Here is a 20,628-nt window from a genome sequence, read left to right as displayed (position 1 = left end):
GAGCACCATGTGCAGGATGGATCGTTTCAGGAGGCGGCCCCGACAGGGGCCGTCTCTTTTTCGGCTCATCCCTTCAACACACCGTCGAGTCGGGCCAGGGCCTCATCGAGCTGAGCGGCGGTGGTGCCGAAGTTGAGACGCACGAACCCCGGCCAGCCGAAATCGCTGCCATCGGAGAGGGCCACCCCTACCTCCTCCAATAGCACCTGCTGGGGGGAGCCCGTTTTTCCGGCTAGCCCTTCGGCGCCACGCAGGTCCAGCCATGCCAGGTAGGTGGACTGGGGCACACTCAGAGCAACGCCGGGCCAGGCAGCCACCCGATCGACCAGGGTGCGTCGATGACCGCGTAGCACCTCGATCAATGCCCGGCGCCAGGGATCGCCATGGGCATAGGCCGCTTCGGCGGCCACAAGGCCGAGCACGTTGCTGTCAGGCATCAATCCACGAAGGGCGGCTGCAAAGCGGTGGCGCAGCGACTCGTTTTCGATCACGGCACAGGCGGTGGTAAGTCCGGCGAGATTGAAGGTCTTGGAAGGCGCCCAGAGAGTGATCGTGCGGGCAGCCAGCTCGGGGAAGGCAGCCGCCAGCGGGCGATGGCTGGCACCCTCGTCCAGCAACAGGTCACAGTGCAGCTCATCGGAGACCAGCAACAGGTCGTAGCGTTCCACCAGTTCCGCCAGTGCAGCCAGCTCCTCGTGACGCCAGACCCGGCCAGTAGGATTGTGGGGGTGACACCACAGCAACAGTCGGGTCCGTGGGGTAACGGCCGCTTCCAGCGCCTCGATGTCGAGGCGCCACTGCTCGCCCGACACCTGCGGTGGCGCCATCGCCGCTCGCTGGGGCAGCCGCCCTGTGCGCTCGGCCACCTTGAGGAAAGGTGGGTAGATCGGCGTGATCGTCAAAACGCCGTCACCCGGCTCGGTCAGAGCCAGGCTGGCCAGATGCAGTGCCGGCACCACGCCGGGGAGCCAGAGCTGCCATTCGGGCTCGATCGCCCAGCCATACTCCCTGGCGCTCCACTCGCATAGAGTCTTGCGTAGCGAGTCGGGTACCATGCCATAGCCGTAGACGCCGTGTTCGACGCGGGCCCGCAACGCCGCGATGACCGCTGGCGGTGATTGAAAATCCATGTCGGCGACCCACAGTGGCAGCACCCTGTCGTCGTGGCGGTGCCATTTCTGTGAAGGCCACTGTTGTGAAGGCCTCTTTCCCTGTTCGGGGTGGCGACGCTCGACGGGCGTGGCAAAATCGAACTCCATGTTCTTTCCTCGGGAAGCAGCGACGATGAACGAAACCATGCCGCAAAGCGGCTTCTATGCCAAGGTGCGTCGAGGCATGCCTGCCCTGATCGCACAGTGGCGCAAGCTGGGTAGCGGCGACCCCGACAGGCTCGCGCTGATACTGGCCGAGACCGCCCGGGTGGCCAAGCTGGGCCAACCCGACGAGACGCCCGACGGTGACACGCTGGCAGCCTGGAGTCGTCCCGAAGCCGGCGACATCATTCCACTCTGGGCGGCGCGCACCGCCGCGTTCCTGCTGATGCAGATGCCGGCGCGACCTGCACCACATAGCGACGACGAGGCCTGCGCCTGGGCCTACTGCTGGCTGCTCAACCGCAGCTTCGATGACGTGGAGGCCGCCAGGGCCGCCCTGCCAACGCATCTTCATGACAAACTCACCCATGCAGTCGGCGCCGCCTGGGCCGATCGCCAGGGCCTGCGACTCGTCTAGACCATAAGGACTCACCCATGGAAGTTCCCTTGAGCTGGCAGCTGGCCAAGCTGGTGGTGTCGATCGGCATCGTGCTGGGCCTGGCGATGGTCGCCGAGCGCGTCAGTACTCGCATGGCCGGGCTGCTCGCCGGTTACCCGCTGGGTACTGCCATTGCCCTGTTCTTCATTGGGCTTGAGATATCGCCGGGCTTTGCCGCCGAGAGCGCGGTATACAGCCTGGCCGGCTTTACCGCCACCATGGCGCTGGGTGGTGGCTACCTGATCTGCGGCCGTCGCGACGGCCTCAGGGGAGTACTCACCGGCACCGCCGGGGGCCTGACGGCCTGGTTCCTGGTCAGCCTGCTGCTGACCCGTTTCGAATTCACTCGTCTGACCGGCACCCTGACCACCCTGCTGGCCATCTTTGTCTTTACCTGGCTCTATCGTCACATTGCGGAGACCCGGGTCACGGTCAAACCCGGCGGCTCCCGCTGGCCGGCATTGGGGATGCGGGCGACGCTGGCTACCGCTATCGTGTTCCTGGTGACCGGGCTCGCTCATGTGCTGCCCGCCTCCTGGGCGGGGATGCTGGCGGCCTTCCCGATCTCCATGTTCCCGCTGCTGGTGATCCTGCACCTCACCCACGGAGCAGCCCCAGCCGCCACGGTGATCAAGCATTATCCGGCCGGCCTGGGAGCACTACTCTGCTACGCCCTGTGCGTCTCCCTGACCTATGCCACCCTGGGCCTGTTCCTGGGCACCCTGGCCGGATTCGGGGTGGCTACGCTCTGGCTGCTTGGCTGGACTCGGCTCCAGGCCTGGCAAGCCTCTCGGGCCAATAGCGCCACTTGACCTAGCGCTTGCTCGGGGCAATGCTGGCTCTTGACGCCCCGCTTCGACAGGACATCACTGTCAGGACCCACAAGGATCATTGCCATGTTCGTGCGCACCATCGAGCCCGCCTTCTACGACACCGACGCCCTGGGTCATATCAACAACACCCGGTTGCCGGCCTGGTTCGAGATGGCCCGGAACGACCTTTTTCGACTGTTCACACCAGACCTGGACCCGCGCAAGTGGCGGCTGATCATGGCGCGCATGGAGATCGACTACCGGGCCGAGCTGCACTATGGCAGCGACATCGAGCTGCGCACCTATCTCTCGCGACTGGGCAACAGCTCCTTCACCGTGACCCAGGAGGCGTGGCAGAAGGGGGTGCTCACCAACCTGGGGCACACCGTGCTGGTACACTTCGACCATGGCGAGAAGCGGGCCGTACCGATCGAAGGCGAATTGCGCGCTGCGCTGGAGGCTCACCTACGCGCCGTCGAGGAGCCAGCGAAGGCATGACGCCAGCCATCAAGATGCTCGAGCGCCACGGCGCCACCTTCGAGCTGCTCAGCTACGAACATGACCCTCGCGGGGCGGCCTACGGCGAGGAAGCGGCCCGTGCGCTGTCGCTGGAGCCCCGCAGCGTGTTCAAGACCCTGGTGGCTCGGCTCGACGATGGCCGCCTGGTAACAGGCATCGTCCCAGTCACTGCTCAGCTGGATCTCAAGGCACTGGCAAAGTCCGCCGGCGCCCGGCGGGCAAGCATGGCAGATGCCACCGAAGCGGAGCGTGCAACGGGCTATGTACTCGGTGGTATCAGCCCCCTGGGGCAGAAGAAGCGCCTGCTCACCTTCCTGGACGAGAGTGCCGTGAGCTTTACCGTGGTCCATGTCAGTGGCGGCCGGCGCGGCCTGGAAATCCGCCTGGCGCCCTACGATCTGGTTCGCCTGACGAGCGCAAAGCTGGCGCCGCTCGCACGATACTGACATTACCCTGAGCCAAAGCCCGACCCTCGTGGTCACAGAGTCATGGCCCACCTGGTTGGGACCACCTATTTTTGCCTGGAGCTGATCATGGCCATCCGCTATAACCTCTGGCTCGATCCCGACAACGTCGACCAGCACCGTGCGGTGGAAGAGGATCTGGAGCGATACTTCATGGAGCGTTTCGCGGATTACCCCCACATCCGCTTGTTCGGGGCAGACCCCTACGATTATGATGCGCCGTTCAATCGCCTCTACGACGTGTTGATGGCACGGGCCAATGAGTACTGCGAACGACGCTGGAAGGGCTATGTTCCCTCCCCTGAGCAGCTCAACCGAACCTTCTTTCGCGCCGTGGGCCGCTCCAACAAGTTCGTACGGGACCCAATCGATGGTGATCCAGACCGATCAGACACCCGATGAACGCCAACTGGCCATCATTGCCCGCCAGCTGGGCCGCGCTCCCCGGGGCATAGAGGCCGTTGCCGCCACCGATGGCGAAGGCACACCCCTGGTGCTGCGCATGGCGCCCATCGTCGAGGGCAAGCCCTTCCCCACCCTCTACTGGCTCTGCTCCGACCGTCTGAAGATCGAGATCTCGCGCATCGAGGCCCGCGGCGTGATCAAGGAGCTGGAAACCCGGCTTCAGGAGGACGGCGATTTCCTGGCAGCCTATCACGCCAGCCACCGGGACTATGTCGCATCACGCTGGCATCACATGGTGCCGGCCCAGCGCGAAAGGGTCATCCAGCTCGGCTACGAAACGGTCCTTCGCGAACGCGGCATCGGCGGCATCGCCAACTGGGACCAGGTCCGCTGCCTGCATACCCAGTATGCACACCACCTTTGCGGCGACAACGTCATCGGCCAGTGGATGGACCGGGAATATGCCGTTGCCGACTGCCTCCCCTGAGACTCCTTTTCGTATGCCCTGGCTGCTAGGATAACCCCCCTTGCCAAGGAGAAAAGCATGTCGAGATTCTGCGTATACCTGGGCTCCCGCGATGGCCGGGATCCTGCCTTTCTGGAAGCCACTCGGATACTGGGACGTGAACTGGTCGCACGCGGCCATGGCCTGGTCTATGGCGGTGCGCGTATCGGCCTGATGGGGGAGCTGGCCAACAGCATGTTGGCCGAAGGGGGTGAAGTGATCGGGGTGATGCCCGACCACCTGGTGGAGCGGGAGCAGGCCCACGAGGGACTCACTCAGTTGATTCGCGTCAAAAACATGCACGAGCGCAAGGCCAGCATGGCCGCCCATGCCGATGCCTTCATTGCGCTTCCCGGCGGTATCGGCACACTTGAGGAGCTGTTCGAGGCCTGGACCTGGCAGTACCTGGGGCTGCATGACAAGCCCATTGGCGTCCTCGACACGGCGGACTTCTACTCCCCGCTGCTGGCCTTCCTGGACAGCACCGTGGAGCACGGCTTTCTCAATTCACGAACCCGCACCTGCCTGATCGACGCCGAAGAACCCGTCGCACTGCTCGATGCCCTGGAGGCTCGCCTGGCCAACGGCTGATCACGCACGAAACCGCTCCTGCATGCCGCTGACGGCAGCGATCACAAGCTGGCTCGATCACGGAAGCGCAAAGAGGCGTGCTTCAGCTATCGTCTGCCAGCTGCCGTGTTCGCAGGTAGGTGAGCTGCAGCAGTCGTGCATCCTCTCCTGCGCGGTGGCGGTGAATGCCCAGCTCCTGAATCAGCGCCTCTCGTGTGGCATGCCACAGGGCGAGCTGGCGCTCGTCGAGGAGGATACGAAGCGCCTCCAGACGGAATGCCGGCAGCACCCCTGCATGATGGAACAGTAGCGACAGCCAGGTATTGTCGTACCCCCAGCTGTCGCTGTAGGCGATACCGATGCTGCCCAGTTCATCATTCAGCCACCGCGCCACCTGTTGGACCGGCAATCCTTCACGGTGAAGGCGTGCCCGCGAGATGCCGTGCAGCAGCTCGGCCTTGGGGTCCCAGTGGGTCCAGTCGTCGAGAGGTTGAACGAGAAAGGCGCAGTCGCTGCCATCGGCCCTGGCCAGGCCGATCTCGATGGGGTAACTACCGCGCCCGAACCCGGACGCCTCGATATCCAATAGTGTGGGCAGCGTCACGGATGGGCGCTTCCTCGATGATGGGCCGGGCGATGTCATCAGTCGCCAAGGTGGCCGGCAGTCTAGTGTCGTGTCTGAGCACCGTCGATGTCCAGCTCGGCGCCTTCCAACCGTGCTTGACGGTCGGCCAGGGCCTGCCAGTGGGCGGCGTGAGTCGCATCCGCCGTCAACCCGAGTTCGCCATGGCGATAGGCCTTCGCCAGGCGTGCCGCTGCCAGGGGGTGCCCCGCCTCGCCGGCACGCGCGTACCAGGTCACGGCTCTGTCCTCGCGCCGGGGATACTGCAGGCAACCATGCTCATGAATACGGGCCGCCTGATATTGTGCCTTGAGGTTTCCCGCCTGGGCGGCTTCCAGCACGTAGCGGGCGCCCTTCGCCTTGTCCTGGGGGCTGACGCCACGATGGAACAGCACGTGTCCATAAAGCGAGAGCGCACCGGGATGGCCGGCATCGGCGCAACGTTTGAAGAGGCGCATGGTCAGGCGCTGGGTACGCGGAGAGCGCGGCAACCAGCGGGTATGAAACAGCTGCTCCGCTAGACGGTACTCGAGCCGGGTGAACAGTGACGATGCCTGCGTCATGGGCAAACAACCTTGCGTGCGTGTGTCAGTATCATGGCAAGTCAGACCATCCTCTGGTCCTCACCATGGCCTGTCGTAAGCTCGCCGCCCGGACTCCGCCGGGGCCGTTGAGGGTGGCCAGCATACGCCCGCCCCTCCGGCGACTCAACCCCTGCCATTTGCTGCCTTGTTGGGCCTCGGCTAGCATGGCACTCGATACCGGACGAAACCGCGACAGGAGCAGTGATGCAGACGCGACAGCTAGGCAACACGGGCATCGAGGTCAGCCGCCTGTGCCTGGGCACCATGACCTACGGCGAACAGAACAGCGAAAGCGAGGCCCATGAGCAGCTCGACCGCGCCGTCGCCTTCGGTATCAACTTCATCGATACCGCCGAGATGTACCCGGTACCGCCCAAGGCCGAGACCCAGGGGCGCACCGAAGCCTATATCGGTAGCTGGCTCAAGCGACGCGACAGCCGTGACGACGTCATCATTGCCACCAAGGTCAGCGGTCCCGGAATGGCGCACCTTAGGGGCGGCTCACGGCTGACCCGCAAACAGATCCTTCAGGCCATCGATACCAGCCTGTCGCGACTGCAGACCGACTACGTCGACCTCTACCAGTTGCACTGGCCCGACAGGCGCACCAACTTCTTCGGCAAGCTGGGCTATGAGCATGACGAGGAAGAAAACGGCGTTGCCCTGGAGGAGACCCTGGGCACACTGAAAGAGCTGGTGAACGCGGGCAAGATACGCGCCATCGGCCTCTCCAACGAAACCCCCTGGGGCGTGATGCAGGCGTTGAACCTGGCCGAGCGTCTCGACCTGCCCCGGGTCGCTTCGATCCAGAACCCCTACAACCTGCTCAATCGCACCTTCGAGGTCGGCCTCGCCGAAATCGCTCATCGCGAGAACGTCGGCCTGCTGGCCTACTCACCGCTGGGCTTCGGCGTGCTCTCCGGCAAGTATCTCGATGGCGCGCGCCCGGCGAGGGCCCGGCTCACCCTCTACGAACGTTTCCAGCGCTACACCTCACCCCAGGCCGAGGAAGCGACTCGGGCCTATGTGGAGATTGCCCGCGAACATGGCCTGGACCCCGCCCAAATGGCGCTGGCTTTCGTCAATTCGCGCAGCTTCCTGACCAGCAACATCATCGGCGCCACGACCATGGACCAGCTCGAGGACAACCTGGCGAGCGAGTCCCTGAGGCTCGAGCAGAATGTGCTGGATGCCATCGACGAGGTGCATCGGCGCCTGCCCAATCCCTGCCCCTGAACCTGCCCTTGAGAAAGAAAGCCGCCCTTGAGACGACAGGCGCACAGGGGCGCTGCCGAGAGGCCCCGTGTGCAATTGGTAGGCTATCGTCTCGATAGCCCCGCCCTCTCCTCGCCCTTGATATACTCGGTACATTCCGAGACCTAGCCTACCGGTACAGGAGTGCCCCATGCTGAGCGTGATTTCACCCGCCAAGACGCTGGATTTCGAGTCCCCGGCCACCACGTCCCGGTACTCGCAGCCGGATTTCCTCGACCGCAGCCGTGAATTGATCGAGATTCTGCACGACTATTCGCCCCGGCGGCTCAGCGAGCTGATGGGTATCAGCGACAAGCTGGCCGGGCTCAATGCGGCACGCTTCGCCGAGTGGCAGACGCCGTTTACGCCGAGTAACGCCAAGCCTGCCGCCCAGGCCTTCCAGGGCGATGTCTACGTCGGCCTCGAGGCCGATACCTTCAGCGATGACGACAACGCCTTCGCCCAGCAGCACCTGCGCATCCTCTCCGGGCTTTATGGCCTGCTGCGTCCCCTGGACCTGATCCAGCCCTACCGCCTGGAAATGGGCACCCGCCTGCCCAACCACGCTGGAAAGGACCTCTATGCCTTCTGGCAGGAAACCCTGACCCCGGCACTGGATCGGGCGGTGGCAGAAAGCGGCACGCCGGTGCTCGTCAACCTGGCGTCCAACGAGTACTTCAAGGCGATCGATACCCGGCAGCTCAAGGCCCGGGGCATCACCCCGGTGTTCAAGGACGAGAAGAACGGCAACTACAAGATCATCAGCTTCTATGCCAAGAAGGCGCGTGGCCTCATGGCGGCCTGGATGATCCGCCAGCGGCTTGATGATCCCGAGGGGCTCAAGGACTTCGATATGGCGGGATATGGCTACAATGCGGCCATGTCGAAAGACGATACTCTCGTCTTCACGCGTCGGGAGGCGCAAAGCCAGGCGGCTCGCTGACACCGCTAGAAGAAACGCAGTGGCCGGGCAGAGCGAGGCTTCAGAAAGCGACGATGGACGTCCTTGAAGCGCTCATCGTCGCAGCGGTGCAGCCATTCATAGGCCACCATGTCGGCACTGACCGGCACGGCCCCGCAGCGCACCATTCGCTCCCGTGCCAGCTGCGCCTCCGCCGCACGCCGGCTGACCGAGGCCTCACTTAGCCAATACACCTCGTAGCCCGCCTCCAGCAGGCCAAGCCCCGTCTGCATGACGCAGATGTGCGCTTCGGAGCCACAGAGAACGACTTGCCGCCTGCCGCTGTCAGCCAGGGCAGCGGCAAAATCGGGCTCGGCGTGGGCATTGAAATGCACCTTCTGCCACAGCCGGGGCTCCCGTAGCGCCTCGAGCAGACGGGGCTCGCTGCCCCCCAGCCCTTGCGGATACTGCTCGGTGACCCAGACCGGAATCGACAATGTCTCGGCCACACCACCAAGCCAGGCCGCCTCGGCAACCGCCTGCTCACCGCCAGCGACCACCGGCAGCAGCCCCGCTTGAAGGTCAACGATCAACAGCAGACTCTCTTCACTTTTCAGGCGCATGAACGCTCCTCTTGCATCGTTATTTCTCGCACACTTCCCTCAGCATAGCCGCTAGAATAGCGCTTCTTGAACCCTTTCTTTCAGTTCCCATCCAGCGAGGCCAGTTCGATGCGTCACCTTCTTGTCATGCTAGTGGTCGGTATCCTGGGATTCACCCTGGCCGCAGACTACGCCGAAGCTCGCCGCATGGGCGGTGGAGGCAATGTCGGCAATTTTTCCCGTTCGGCCGACCGACCCGCTGCCGCCCCCAATCAGGCAGCGCCTACCCGCCAGGCTCAACCGGGTCAGGCCGCCGGCTCTCGCATGCCCGCCATGATGGGTGGCCTGCTGGCAGGCGGCCTGCTCGCGGCCCTGTTCTTCGGTGGCGCCTTCGATGAACTGCGCCTGATGGATATGCTGCTGATCGCAGGACTCGGCTTCCTGTTATTCCGTCTGCTGGCGCGCCGCCGCACCGTCACCGCGGGCGCATCACCGGCAACCTATCGGACGTCGGAAGCACCGACCCAGGCTTTCCAGCCGGCTCCCGACACCACCCTGGGAGGCTCCGACTTCGGCAGCCTGCCAGCCTGGTTCGACAAGGAACAGTTCCTTAGCGGCGCCAAGGAACACTTCATGACGCTCCAGCGCGCCTGGGACAACAATGACTTCGCCGGCATTCAGGAATACGTCACCCCCGAGCTCTACAACCTGCTGCGTGAGGAGCGGCGCAAGCACCCGGCCAACAATCGGACGGAAATCGCGCGCCTCTTCGCCGAGCTCGGCGACATCCGTGAGCTTGGCCAGCAGGCCGAAGCCACCGTGATATTCCATGGCGTGCTCGAAGAAAACGACGAGCAGGTCGGGTTCAACGAGACCTGGCATCTCACCCGGGAGCTGCGTGAGGGTGAGCCCTGGTACCTTCAGGGCATCGAACAGAACGACGCTGGCCAGGCGTGACCCCAGCCAGCGTCAGGAACCGCCCGTCACTCGTGTGACGGGCGGCGGGCGTCACGCCTACTCGTTCGTCGTGGCCGCGGCTCGATTGTGCTGCAGGTAGCCGGCATGGTTTATCGCCTCGTCACGCAGCTTGAAGCTTGCCACCACTTCTGCAAGCCGATCAGCCTGCCCTCTCAACTGGTCGGCAGCTGAGGTCGACTCTTCCGCCAGGGCCGCATTCTGCTGCGTCATGCGGTCAAGCTCGGACACAGCCACATTGATCTGGCCGATGCCATCGCTCTGCTCGCTCGCCGCATGGCTGATCTCACCCAGCATTGTCGCCACACGATTCACCCCATCGACCAGCTGCTGCATGGCATCGCCGGCTTCACGCACCAGCCTGGTACCGCCCTCCACCTTCTCGCCAGAGGCTTCAATCAGTTGGCGAATGTCCCGCGAGGCCTCCGCACTGCGCGTCGCCAGCTGTCTCACCTCACCGGCAACCACGGCAAATCCGCGTCCATTCTCGCCGGCTCGCGCCGCTTCGACAGAGGCATTCAAAGCCAGCAGGTTGGTCTGGAAAGCGATGCTGTCGATGACCTTGACGATATCGCCAATCTGTTGGGAAGAGCTCTGGATCTCACCCATGGTGGTCACCACCTGGCCCACGGTGTCTCCGGTACGCTGAGCAAGCTGTGCGGCAGACTGCGACAAGCTGCTGGCTTCCCGCGAGGAGGCCGTGGTGTTTTCTACCGTACTGGTGATCTCCTCCATGGAGGCCGAAGTCTGCTGAAGGCTGGCAGCCGCATTATCGGTGCGCTGTGACATGTCGCGCCCGCCACTTGCGATCTCCATGGCCGCAACACGAACCGCTTCACTACTGCCCCGTACGTGAAAGAGCACGTCATGGACCCTGTCCGCGAAGGCGTTGAACTGCGTTGCCAGTTCGGTGCTTTCGTCCCTGCCCCGAACATGTAGCCGCTGCGTCAGGTCCCCCTCCCCCTCGGCAATTTCTCGCATGGCATCCGCGGTTCGCCGGAAGGGGCGAAATAGAGTGCGCAGCAATACGCCTATCACCACGAGGCTGGCGAGCAGAATTGCAGCGACGGCCACTATCACCATTCCCACAGCCCTGTTGAGATCCGCAAAGAGTTCATTTGCAGGAATCTGGGCAAAAGCGATCCAATCGGTGCCCGGTACATCAATGGCGGCTACCAGTTGATCCGAACCGTTGGTGTCCTGAGCCATACCCGAACGATAACCCGTGCCGGCAAGCAGCTCAGCGGCCACGCCGTCCCAGCCGGGGAGCGACAAGACGGACTCCCCGACCATCGATGCGCCATCGGGATGAAGGTTGATAATGCCCTCGCGGCTGGTCAGGAATACCAGGCCACTCTCGCCGAGCCGATAGCTGCGGATCGTCTCGGCCATTCCCGCCAGGGTATAGCCGACCCCAGCGATGCCGACTCGCTCACCCTCCCGCTCAATGACGTAATTGATAAAGACTTGAAGTTCGTCGCCTTCGAAATCGATATTCAGCCGGTAGCTGTCTCCCTCGGTGTCTCCCACAAGGCTATAGAACCACGTGTCCTGCTCTCGACTGAGCGTCCGCTCGAGACCCTCCGAGGTGTAGTAGTTTCCACTGAGAGCCGACACGTAGAAGACGATGCTGGCACCGGTGCGGTGCTGAATATCCTGAAAATAGGCTACGGCTCGCTCAGTTCCTTCGTCGGGTTCACCCTCATCGAGCCAGCCATGCAGGTAAGGGTTGGTCGCCATACTGCGCGACAGGGTGATCGGCTCCGTGAGGGTTGCATTGATGTCATTGCGAATGCTTTCCAAGGTGGCCGGCAGCTCTGCCGTTGTGACACGCTCCGTCACCAGCCCACTGAACAGGCGATACTGTACGGCGGTCGCCCCGCCGACGATCACTATCATCGTGAGGCTGATACACAACATCAGCTTCTGGGAAATCGTCAGGTTTTTCATTCTATTTTACTCCCGAGCCCATTCAGGGAATGGGTCTGTCCGAAATTGACCATATGGTCAAGGACAGTACATCGGCCGCTCGGGACGAAAATGTAGGCTCCGTGCTACCTCATTTCACTTTGCAGCTATGCGAGGGTGAGGAGCAGCGCCTCGTCACGACTCTTGCGCTTGGCCTCAATCACCTTCGGCCTCTTCCTGGATGCTATCGCCCATCTCCTTGATGCTCTCCCCCGCCTCTTCCATGGCATCGTCGATATTCTTGCCTGTCTCCTCGGCAGGGCCCGCATCATTCTCGCAACCCACCAGGCCTCCGGCCGTTATTCCGACAAGCAGCAGCATCGCAAGCTTACGCATCATCATTTTGCTCATGTTGTCTCCTTTCCATAAACATTAATGGTAAGCGAACGGGCATCACCGCTTGTTGATAATCAGGCGGTGTGCTGCCAGTTATGGGGCAGGAGTTCGTGGATCTGGCTGGCCTTGTGGGTCGGCAGCCGTTCCAGCACGTCTCGGAGGTAGGCGTAGGGATCATGGCCGTTCAGCTTGGCGCACTGAATCAGGCTCATGATCGCGGCAGCACGCTGGCCACTGCGCAGCGACCCGGCGAATAGCCAGTTGGAGCGTCCAAGTGCCCAAGGGCGAATCAGGTTCTCGACGCGATTATTGTCAATGGGCAGCCGGCCATCATCGAGGTAGCGCGTCAGCGCCGTCCAACGTTTCAGGCTGTAGTCCAGCGCTTTCGCCGTTGCCGTGCCATTTGGCACTTTCTCGCGCTGAGCCAGCATCCAGCGATGGAGGGCGTCGGCAATCGGCCTCGCCCGGGTGTCGCGTAACTGCTGGCGTTCTTCTTCGGTCAGCGACTGGGCCTCGCGCTCTATCTGGTAAAGCTGGCCGATCAGGTCGATGGCTTGCCCGGCGATCTGGCTCTTGTCGGCCACGTGCAGGTCGACGAACTTGCGTCTGGCGTGGGCCATGCAGCCGATCTCGGTGACGCCCTTGGCGAAGCTCTGCTTGTAGCCGCTGTAGTCGTCGCAGACGAGCTTGCCTTGCCACGTCCCCAGGAAGTCGCGGGCATGCTGACCGCCGCGCCCGTCGGTGAAGTCGTAGACCACCGCCTTCAACCCGGCGTAGGGCGTGGTGGCATAGGCCCAGAGGTAGGCGCGGTGGGTCTTCTTCTTGCCCGGCGCCAACATCGGCACCGGGGTCTCGTCGGCATGCAGTACCGGCTCAGCCAGCAACAGATCACGCAGCGCATCGACCAGCGGCTGGAGCCGCACGCCGCAGATGCCGACCCACTCCGCCAGGGTGGAACGCGGCATCGGCACGCCGGCACGGGCAAAGATCTGCTCCTGGCGATAGAGCGGCAGGGGATCGGCATACTTGGCGATTAACACCTGAGCCAGCAGGCCCGCGGTAGCAATGCCTTTGTCGATGATCTGCGCCGGCATCGGCGCCTGGGTCAGCGTCTCGCACTGGTCGCAGACCCACTTGCCGCGGATATGGCGCTCAACGTGGAACACGCCCGGCGTGTAGTCGAGCTTCTCGCTGATCTCCTCGCCGATGCGCCGAAGCTGGCAACCGCACGTGCAGTGTTCGCTCTCCGGGTCATGGCGGATCTCGGTGCGCGGCAGCTCAGGGGGCAAGGGCGCGCGCTTGGGCGTCTTCTTGGTGGCCGGTGGCGCGTCGAGCGTGATCAGATCTTCCAGCTCGGTTTCGATCGCCGCAATGTCCGCCTCCACCCCCTCTTCCAGCAGGCTGATCTGCAGGAGGTTGAGCTGCTCGCTGCGCTTGCCGAAGGCGTGGCGTTTGAGCACCGCCAGTTCATAGGTCAGCTTCTGGTTGACCTGCTCGGTGTGACGCAGGGTTTTCTGGCTCTGCTCCAGCGCCTGCCCTCGCTCCTGCAGCGCCTGGTCTTGCTGTTCAACCTGCGACATCAGCGTTAGCGCAGCCGGCTCGCCGAAGGCACAGAGCGCATTCTGGCGCTGGTGCGGGGTGCCGAGGGCGCGCGGGATGCGCGGCATACCCTGGGTGAAGGGCTGCCCACGCTGCGGCTGGAAGTGGATCATGACCGGGTGCAGGGGATGTCCGGCGATGGCGGCTCGGCTCTTGATCGAGCGTCTTGTTTGTTCAGCCATAGTCGCGTCCTTTGCGATGGTTTCGTTGCCCTTTTTGGCATTCAACGCCCTGTAAGGCATCGGGTCAACCGCTCATGGCAACGCCCCGTCGGGATCCTGGCGCTGCTGGGACTGCTGACAGGCTGTGTTGGTGAGATGTCGATCCTCGACCCGGCCGGCCCGGCGGCCAGTGCCCAGTTCTGGGTATGGTGGGCCATGCTCGGTGTCAGCGTGGTCGTTGCGCTGGTTCTCTTCGTGCTATGGCTCTATACCTTCCGGCGACGCGAGCCGGTGCAGCGAACACCGCGGGAGGAGCAGCGCATCATGCTGCGCTGGGTGATTGGCGGCGGCATCCTGCTGCCGCTTGTCAGCATTGTTGCCCTGCTGGTATTCGCGGCTCCTACCGGTCGCGGAATGATACCGCTGCCCCTCCCCGAGGGAGAAGCCGAACGCATCGAGGTGGTCGGGCACCAATGGTGGTGGGAAATTCGCTATCCCGGCGAGAACGGCGAGCCTGATGTGGTTACCGCCAACCGGCTTGTGATGCCGGCCGGCGAGCCAGTCGACTTTCGACTTGTGAGTGCCGACGTGATCCATGCCTTCTGGATACCGCGGCTCGGTGGCAAGCGGGACATGGTGCCGGGGCGCTATACCACCATCCGCCTCGAAGCCGATGAGCCCAGCGTCTTCGGCGCCCAGTGCGCGGAATTCTGTGGTACCCAGCACACGGGGATGCTGCTCCACGTCGAGGCGATGGAGCGCGAGGATTACGATGCCTGGCTCTCCGAGCGCCGTGCCCCGCGAGAGCCGCAAGAGGGGTTCGACGAGGCGCGAGAAGCCTTCGGCGAGCACTGCGCAGCCTGCCACACGGTGGAGGGTTTCCCTCAGGAGCTCGTTGACGACGACTTGCCCCATGCCATGGTCGGACCGGATCTGACGGACATCGGCTCTCGGCCTACGCTGGGCGCGGGTGTGTTGCCCATGCAGGAGGGGGCTATCGCCTATTGGCTGGAGCACCACCAGACGCTCAAACCCGGCAACAGGATGCCGCCTCATAACCATATCGACACCGAGACACTGCAGGATATCGGAGCCTGGCTGGAGACGATGGAACCATGAGTGATATCAAGGATGCGACGCTGTCCCCCGAAGTCCGGCGGCTGCAACAGGGAATGGATGAGGTTTGGGGCAATCCCAAGGGGCTGCGCGCACTGACCGTGGTGAACCATACCACCGTCGGCCTGCGCTTCATGGTCACCGGGGCGATCTTCTTTCTGATCGGGGGCCTGCTGGCGATGCTGATTCGCACCCAGCTGGCTTTTCCTGACAACGACTTCATGTCGCCGGAGATCTACAATCAGGTCTTCACCATGCACGGCACGGTGATGATGTTCCTGTTCGCCATTCCCATACTCGAGGGGTTGGCGATCTACATGATTCCCAAGATGATCGGGGCACGGGATCTGGTCTGCCCGCGACTCACCGCCTTCGGTTATTACTGTTATCTGTTCGGCGGCATCATCCTGTTCTCCAGCCTTATCCTGGAGATGGCGCCCGCCAGCGGCTGGTTCATGTATACCCCCCTTAGCAGCGGGGACTTTTCGCCCGGTCCCGGCTCCGATTTCTGGCTGCTGGGGATTACCTTCGTCGAGATATCGGCGCTCTCCGCAGGCGTCGAGCTGGTGGTGTCGATTCTGCGCACGCGGACCCAAGGCATGGCGCTGCACAAGATGCCGCTGTTCGCCTGGTACATCCTGGCGATGGCGCTGATGATAGTGGTCGGTTTTCCACCGCTGATTCTCGGCAGCATCCTGCTGGAGCTGGAACGTGCCGTGGGAATGCCCTTCTTCGAGGTGGCCGGCGGCGGTGACCCGGTGCTGTGGGCGCACCTGTTCTGGCTTTTTGGTCACCCGGAGGTCTACATCATCTTCCTCCCAGGGGCGGGCATCGTCTCGACTCTTATTCCGGTTTTCGCCGGGCGGCCCATTGTCGGCTACGGCTGGGTGGTGGCGGCGATCATCATCATGGGCTTCGTCAGCTTCGGGCTCTGGGTGCATCACATGTTCACCCTGGGCATACCGCAGCTGGCACTGGCCTTCTTCTCGGCGGCAAGCATGCTGGTGGCGATTCCCACCGGCATCCAGATATTCGTCTGGCTCTCGACCCTGTGGCTGGGCAGACCGAAAATGTCACTGCCGATGCTGTGGATCGTCGGCTTCCTGGTGATCTTCGTGCTGGGCGGGCTGACCGGCGTCATGCTGGCCCTGGTGCCATTCAACTGGCAGGTGCATGACACCCACTTTGTGGTTGCCCATATGCACTACGTGCTGGTGGGCGGCATGCTCTTTCCGCTGATGGCCGGCCTCTACTACTGGCTGCCCCAGGTGTCGGGGCGCATGCCTTCGGAGCGGCTGGGCAAGTGGAGCTTCTGGCTGATCTTCCTCGGTTTCAATGTCACCTTCCTGGTCATGCACTGGACCGGACTGCTGGGCATGCGTCGGCGAGTCTTCACCTACGATACGGCCATGGGCTGGGACCTCTACAACCTGATCTCTTCCATCGGCGGGTTCATGATGTCCATCGGCGTGGCACTCCTGATCCTCGATATTGCGCTCCACTTTCGCTTCGGCAAGAAGGCGCCTCAGAATCCTTGGGGCGCCGATACCCTGGAGTGGGCCATGCCCAAGCCGCCCACGGCCTACAACTTCGTCAGCCTGCCGAAGGTCGAGACGCGCCACCCGCTGTGGGAGAATCCCGAGCTTTCACGCACCATCTACGAGGGGCAGCATGGCCTGGCCAACATCCAGCACGGTCGACGCGAGACTTGGGGCAGCGATGCCCTGACCGGCAAGCTGCGTGAGACCATCCACCTGCCAAGCAATTCCTGGTGGCCGTTGTTCGCGGCGCTGGCCATCGCCGTCGTCTGTATCAGCCTGTTGACCCGGATCTACTGGATAGGGGCCATCGCAACCCTGGTAGCTGTCGTGCTGCTGCTGCGCTGGTCATGGGAAAACGGGGCACACCCCGGCAAGGCGCCCGAGGCGTCGATGGCGCCCAGCGACCCACCGTTGCATTACCACACCATGAACGGGCCTGGCGTATGGTGCATGTCGGTCTCCCACTTGGCCAATGGCTCGCTCTTTCTGTCGCTGCTGTTCGGCTGGTTCTACCTGTGGACCGTGGCACCGGAGTGGCAGATGCCTGAAACCTCGCCGCTCTCCCTGCCCATGCTGGTGGCGGGGGGCATTGCGCTGACCCTGGGGACGTTCTGGCTGGCCAAGCTGGTGCGCCGCTTGCGGCGGGGCATCGACGCCGGGCTCGGCGGAGGCATGTATCTCGCGGGCGGGCTCGGCGCTTTGCAATCGGTGCTGCTGATGGTCGTGATCTGGCAGGCTCAGCTGGCACCCACCGAAACCGCCCACGATGCCACTTTGCTGGTGGCGCTGCTCTATGTGCTGATCCATGCGTTGCTGGGGGCAATTCTCTGCCTGCTGCAGGGGCTGCGGGTCGGCTATGGCTTCGTCAGCGCCAAGGTGCCGATAGAGCCGGTAGTCGTCATACGCTTCTGGTATTACCACCTGGTCGTCTACTGGGTCCTGTTCGTGGCCATTTGGGTGCTGCCGACCGTGCTGGGGAGAGCGTCATGAGACGTCTGTTGAGCCTGACCCATCCGATCCACATGGTCAGCGGCTTGACCATCTGGAGTATCTGGTTCGTGGGGATCTACGCCGGGCTTTCGGTGGCCTGCTCGGTTGCGCCGCCCGAGCCTGCGCGCGACATGTTAACCGGCATCAACATCAGCGTCGGGGTGGCCACTCTGGTCACCACGGCGCTACTGCTGTGGCTGGCCTGGGCCAGTGTCGCTGCTGCTCGCAAGGCCGAGTTGAGTCGCGAGTGCTACTTCGCCTATGTGTCGGCCGGTGTCTTCCTGTTCACGGCAGGCGGCACCCTGTTCGTCGGCTATCCCATCGTGTTCCTGCCGCCTTGCCTGTAGGCTCGGCTCGACGATACAGCCGCCGTGGCGAGCCTGCTATACTCGCGCCAGGTCGCGGCAATGCACTTGCCGCAGGACGTTCCAGATCCAGGGGGAGTTCCCGATGCAGAATGCCGTGATCCTGATCAACACCGACAAGGGGCAGGTCAAGGCGGTGGCTGAGCGTCTCGCCGATGTCGAGGGTATCAGCGAAGTCTATTCGACCTGTGGCCGCTATGATCTGGTGGCGATCGCCCGCACGCGGGACTTCGAGAGCCTGGCCGAGCTGGTTACCGAGCGCCTCAATGCCGTTGAGGGCATTCGCGACACCGAGACCCTCAACGCCATGCAAGTCCATTCCCGTCACGATCTGGAAACCATGTTCTCGCTGGGTTGGTAATCAGGGGTTGCTTTCCCATTGCCTTGAACATCTTGGCTACTGACTGAAGTGCCGGTGCCGATGTGTGCCGGCAGTGGCACCATTCGGATCGACTCATGGCTCTAGCACGTTCCCGCCGCCGGCGCTCGCCCTTGTCACGTTGGCGCTCTCGCACCCGGCAGTTCGGTATCACCCTCGTTTTCGTCATTGTCGGCAGCGGGCTGTGGTACACCCAGGAGCAGGCGTATCGCGATCAGTTGAGCTGGATGGGAGTTCCGACCTGGGAAGCCCTGACGCCCTTGACCGTACACCGCGTGCTGCGCAACGACGGCTTTCTTGTCGGCTGGTCCGATATCAGGGTCAATCCGCTGTGGGTCAGCTACCTGCTGCACGAGGTAGACGACCCGAGCGCCGGGCACAGGCCTGGCTTTCGTCGCGACTGGCGCACACTCTGGCCGGTTGCGGCGGACAGTTATTCCGGCAGCGGCTATGACCGGGGTCACCTGGCGCCCAACTATGCGATTGCTGTAGTTCACGGTCGCCAGGCCCAGCAGCAGTCGTTCCTGATGAGCAATATCTCGCCGCAGCGGCCGGACCTCAACCGCCGCCTCTGGCAGCGGCTGGAAGAGGTGGTGATCGATCACTTCGTGCCACGCTTCGGTGTGGTGCAGGTGATCACCGGCCCGGTCTTTCCCGAGCGCTTTTTCGACAACGTGACCAACCGGGTGGGACTGGTCGAGATTCCCGAGGCTTTCTACAAGATCGTTGTGGTACCGGCCGAGGAGCCCATGGCGCTGGCCTTCATCATGCCCCAGGATGTGCGCGGCGACGAGCCGCTGGACGACTATCTGGTGAGCATCAATGAGGTGGAGGCACGTACCGGGCTCAATTTTTTCCCGCGATTGCCGGAGGAAGCTGCTGACGTGTTGGAAGGTGAGATTGTTGCCGAGGGCTGGGCTCTGGAGGAAGTGGCCCGTCAACCTGCTCGCTTTTGACCTGCCATTTTTATTTAAATCTGATATGGATCAGGCATTGTGGGGTGATTCAATATAAAGTCTTAATTACACGGCATGCCATATGGGAGCCGAATCAGGCAGGATAAATGCAACTTATGAGCTAACACGCCCGGGTTATACAAGGAGCTCAACGTGCTCAAGTACGCCGTTAGCCTTTCAGTCATCATGGCCGCCGTCTGGCTGCTGCTCTCCGGTCAGTTAACCCATGCCATTCTTGTCCCGCTGGGCATTGTATCCGTCGCCCTCACGGTGTACCTGGCATATCGTATGCGTATTCTCGACCGAGAAGGGCATCCCATCCATTTGCTGCTCCCTATCCTGACTTACCTGCCCTGGCTGCTCATCGAAGTGGTAAAGGCCAATCTGATAGTGGCCGGTCATATTATCAGGGGTAGCAAGAGCCTCAGTCCTCGTTTCTGTCGTCTGGAGGCCACTCAGAAAACCGATCTGGGCCGGGTTTTTCTCGCCAACTCCATCACGCTGACGCCTGGTACGGTGACTGTCTATGTCCGCGCGCAGGAAGTCTGGTTCTACGCCCTGACCGAGGAGCTCGAGCAGGGCGTGCTGAGTGGGGAAATGGACCGTCGGGTAACCCGGCTGGAGGGAGAGTCTTGATGCTGGTTGCCATCGCACTGGCCGTTCTTTTCAGCATAGGCTGCGCGCTGATCCGCGCCTACCTAGGCCCTACTTTGTTCGACCGCCTCCTCGCGGTGAACGTCGTCGGCAGCCTTACGGTGCTACTCATTGCCCTGCTTGGCTTCATCGTCGGTCGCCCCGAGTTCATCGACATTGCCATCGTCTATGCGCTGCTCAACTACATCGGTGTTGTGGCTGTCCTGCAGTTCTTCGAGTCGGGCCGTTTCGGCGCTTCGCAAAGGCGCAGTGAGGAGGAGAAGCCATGAGCCTGGTCCTGGATCTGCTTAGCGGCCTCCTGTTGGTCAGCGGCGCTATCCTGGTGATAATCAGTGGCATCGGCGTGCTTCGCTTTCCTGATTTCTACTCCCGAATCCAGGCAGCCGGGATGACCGACACCCTTTGCATGATTCTGATTCTGGGCGGCCTTATGCTGCAATCCGACTCCCTGAGCGTGGTCGCCAAGCTGCTGTTTACCTTGGTATTCCTGTTTTTCACGGCGCCTGCTGCAAGCCATGCACTGACCAAGGCGGCTCGTCAGAGAAAGCTGTCCCCTTGGCGTCCCGACAAGGAGAGTGAGTCATCGCAGCCTTAATTG

The 20,628-nt window shown here is 62.8% G+C and carries 25 protein-coding genes; 18 read left to right on the top strand and 7 right to left on the bottom strand.

The window, feature by feature from the left end:
• Positions 1-65 precede the first annotated feature (65 nt).
• A complete protein-coding gene (locus tag LOKO_RS11145; RefSeq protein ID WP_066449022.1) occupies positions 66-1,259 on the bottom strand; it encodes a MalY/PatB family protein in 1,194 nt (397 codons plus the stop codon).
• 37 nt (positions 1,260-1,296) lie between these two features.
• Between LOKO_RS11145 and LOKO_RS11140 the strand changes: the two genes are divergently transcribed.
• From LOKO_RS11140 to LOKO_RS11110, 7 genes are all read left to right on the top strand, one after another.
• Entirely contained in the window at positions 1,297-1,731 is a 435-nt protein-coding gene (locus LOKO_RS11140) for a hypothetical protein (RefSeq protein ID WP_066452328.1), read from the top strand.
• 17 nt (positions 1,732-1,748) lie between these two features.
• Positions 1,749-2,564, top strand: a complete 816-nt coding sequence (locus LOKO_RS11135) for a hypothetical protein (RefSeq protein WP_066449021.1) — start codon at positions 1,749-1,751, stop codon at positions 2,562-2,564.
• Between the two features lie 84 nt (positions 2,565-2,648).
• Positions 2,649-3,062, top strand: a complete 414-nt coding sequence (locus LOKO_RS11130; protein ID WP_066449019.1) for an acyl-CoA thioesterase — start codon at positions 2,649-2,651, stop codon at positions 3,060-3,062.
• On the top strand, positions 3,059-3,529 hold the full coding sequence (gene ybaK / locus LOKO_RS11125; protein WP_066449017.1) for a Cys-tRNA(Pro) deacylase: 471 nt from the start codon (positions 3,059-3,061) through the stop codon (positions 3,527-3,529). The genes LOKO_RS11130 and ybaK overlap by 4 nt, the downstream gene beginning before the upstream one ends.
• Positions 3,530-3,616: 87 nt before the next feature.
• Positions 3,617-3,949 (top strand): hypothetical protein, encoded by a 333-nt coding sequence (locus LOKO_RS11120; protein WP_066452327.1) that lies wholly within the window; start codon positions 3,617-3,619, stop codon positions 3,947-3,949.
• Entirely contained in the window at positions 3,918-4,439 is a 522-nt protein-coding gene (locus LOKO_RS11115; protein WP_066449014.1) for a DUF501 domain-containing protein, read from the top strand. Before LOKO_RS11120 ends, LOKO_RS11115 begins: the two co-directional genes overlap by 32 nt.
• Before the next feature lie 57 nt (positions 4,440-4,496).
• Complete coding sequence (locus LOKO_RS11110; RefSeq protein ID WP_066449012.1) at positions 4,497-5,048, top strand: LOG family protein; 552 nt, start codon at positions 4,497-4,499, stop codon at positions 5,046-5,048.
• 82 nt (positions 5,049-5,130) lie between these two features.
• Here the strand turns inward: LOKO_RS11110 and LOKO_RS11105 are convergent, their stop codons facing one another.
• Both LOKO_RS11105 and LOKO_RS11100 read right to left on the bottom strand, forming a co-directional pair.
• Positions 5,131-5,670 carry a 3'-5' exonuclease gene (locus LOKO_RS11105; protein WP_066449010.1) on the bottom strand — a complete coding sequence of 180 codons (540 nt, stop codon included), beginning with the start codon at positions 5,668-5,670 and terminating at the stop codon, positions 5,131-5,133.
• A 23-nt stretch (positions 5,671-5,693) separates the two neighbouring features.
• Positions 5,694-6,212, bottom strand: a complete 519-nt coding sequence (locus LOKO_RS11100) for a tetratricopeptide repeat protein (RefSeq protein ID WP_066449008.1) — start codon at positions 6,210-6,212, stop codon at positions 5,694-5,696.
• A gap of 225 nt (positions 6,213-6,437) precedes the next feature.
• Between LOKO_RS11100 and LOKO_RS11095 the strand changes: the two genes are divergently transcribed.
• Entirely contained in the window at positions 6,438-7,469 is a 1,032-nt protein-coding gene (locus LOKO_RS11095; protein WP_066449006.1) for an NADP(H)-dependent aldo-keto reductase, read from the top strand.
• A 169-nt stretch (positions 7,470-7,638) separates the two neighbouring features.
• Complete coding sequence (gene yaaA, locus LOKO_RS11090; protein WP_066449001.1) at positions 7,639-8,430, top strand: peroxide stress protein YaaA; 792 nt, start codon at positions 7,639-7,641, stop codon at positions 8,428-8,430.
• 5 nt (positions 8,431-8,435) lie between these two features.
• On the opposite strand, the gene LOKO_RS11085 is transcribed toward yaaA, so the two are convergent.
• A complete protein-coding gene (locus tag LOKO_RS11085; RefSeq protein ID WP_066448998.1) occupies positions 8,436-9,011 on the bottom strand; it encodes an isochorismatase family protein in 576 nt (191 codons plus the stop codon).
• A 108-nt stretch (positions 9,012-9,119) separates the two neighbouring features.
• On the opposite strand from LOKO_RS11085, the gene LOKO_RS11080 reads away from it, so the two are divergent.
• Positions 9,120-9,947 (top strand): Tim44 domain-containing protein, encoded by an 828-nt coding sequence (locus tag LOKO_RS11080; RefSeq protein ID WP_066448996.1) that lies wholly within the window; start codon positions 9,120-9,122, stop codon positions 9,945-9,947.
• A 57-nt stretch (positions 9,948-10,004) separates the two neighbouring features.
• Here LOKO_RS11080 and LOKO_RS20220 read toward each other — a convergent pair whose 3' ends face one another.
• The 3 genes from LOKO_RS20220 to tnpC form a co-directional block, all read right to left on the bottom strand.
• Positions 10,005-11,915 (bottom strand): methyl-accepting chemotaxis protein, encoded by a 1,911-nt coding sequence (locus tag LOKO_RS20220; RefSeq protein WP_066448987.1) that lies wholly within the window; start codon positions 11,913-11,915, stop codon positions 10,005-10,007.
• A gap of 174 nt (positions 11,916-12,089) precedes the next feature.
• Entirely contained in the window at positions 12,090-12,284 is a 195-nt protein-coding gene (locus tag LOKO_RS11070) for a hypothetical protein (RefSeq protein ID WP_066448985.1), read from the bottom strand.
• 59 nt (positions 12,285-12,343) lie between these two features.
• Positions 12,344-13,849: an IS66 family transposase gene (gene tnpC, locus LOKO_RS11065; RefSeq protein ID WP_066452326.1), complete on the bottom strand. Its 1,506-nt coding sequence runs from the start codon at positions 13,847-13,849 to the stop codon at positions 12,344-12,346.
• Positions 13,850-14,185: 336 nt separating this feature from the next.
• Between tnpC and coxB the strand changes: the two genes are divergently transcribed.
• The 8 genes from coxB (at position 14,186) to mnhG (ending at position 20,625) form a co-directional block, all read left to right on the top strand.
• The gene (gene coxB / locus LOKO_RS11060; protein WP_066448983.1) at positions 14,186-15,148 is read left to right on the top strand and encodes a cytochrome c oxidase subunit II; all 963 of its coding nucleotides are present in this window, start codon (positions 14,186-14,188) and stop codon (positions 15,146-15,148) included.
• Positions 15,145-17,676 carry a cytochrome c oxidase subunit I gene (gene ctaD, locus LOKO_RS11055; RefSeq protein ID WP_066448980.1) on the top strand — a complete coding sequence of 844 codons (2,532 nt, stop codon included), beginning with the start codon at positions 15,145-15,147 and terminating at the stop codon, positions 17,674-17,676. The genes coxB and ctaD overlap by 4 nt, the downstream gene beginning before the upstream one ends.
• On the top strand, positions 17,673-18,023 hold the full coding sequence (locus tag LOKO_RS11050) for a hypothetical protein (protein ID WP_066448978.1): 351 nt from the start codon (positions 17,673-17,675) through the stop codon (positions 18,021-18,023). The genes ctaD and LOKO_RS11050 overlap by 4 nt, the downstream gene beginning before the upstream one ends.
• Before the next feature lie 103 nt (positions 18,024-18,126).
• Entirely contained in the window at positions 18,127-18,402 is a 276-nt protein-coding gene (locus tag LOKO_RS11045) for an Lrp/AsnC family transcriptional regulator (RefSeq protein ID WP_043510462.1), read from the top strand.
• 95 nt (positions 18,403-18,497) lie between these two features.
• A complete protein-coding gene (locus tag LOKO_RS11040) occupies positions 18,498-19,376 on the top strand; it encodes a DNA/RNA non-specific endonuclease (RefSeq protein ID WP_066448977.1) in 879 nt (292 codons plus the stop codon).
• 153 nt (positions 19,377-19,529) lie between these two features.
• Positions 19,530-20,012, top strand: coding sequence for a Na+/H+ antiporter subunit E (locus tag LOKO_RS11035; protein ID WP_066448975.1), 483 nt, complete (start codon positions 19,530-19,532; stop codon positions 20,010-20,012).
• Positions 20,012-20,299: an MrpF/PhaF family protein gene (locus LOKO_RS11030; protein ID WP_066448967.1), complete on the top strand. Its 288-nt coding sequence runs from the start codon at positions 20,012-20,014 to the stop codon at positions 20,297-20,299. Before LOKO_RS11035 ends, LOKO_RS11030 begins: the two co-directional genes overlap by 1 nt.
• Complete coding sequence (gene mnhG, locus LOKO_RS11025) at positions 20,296-20,625, top strand: monovalent cation/H(+) antiporter subunit G (protein WP_066448964.1); 330 nt, start codon at positions 20,296-20,298, stop codon at positions 20,623-20,625. The genes LOKO_RS11030 and mnhG overlap by 4 nt, the downstream gene beginning before the upstream one ends.
• Positions 20,626-20,628: the final 3 nt, after the last annotated feature.

The sequence above is a fragment of the Halomonas chromatireducens genome (assembly GCF_001545155.1).
Lineage (GTDB): Bacteria > Pseudomonadota > Gammaproteobacteria > Pseudomonadales > Halomonadaceae > Halomonas > Halomonas chromatireducens.
The sequence above is the reverse complement of the archived record's forward strand: the minus strand, read 5'-3'. Positions and strand labels throughout refer to the sequence as shown.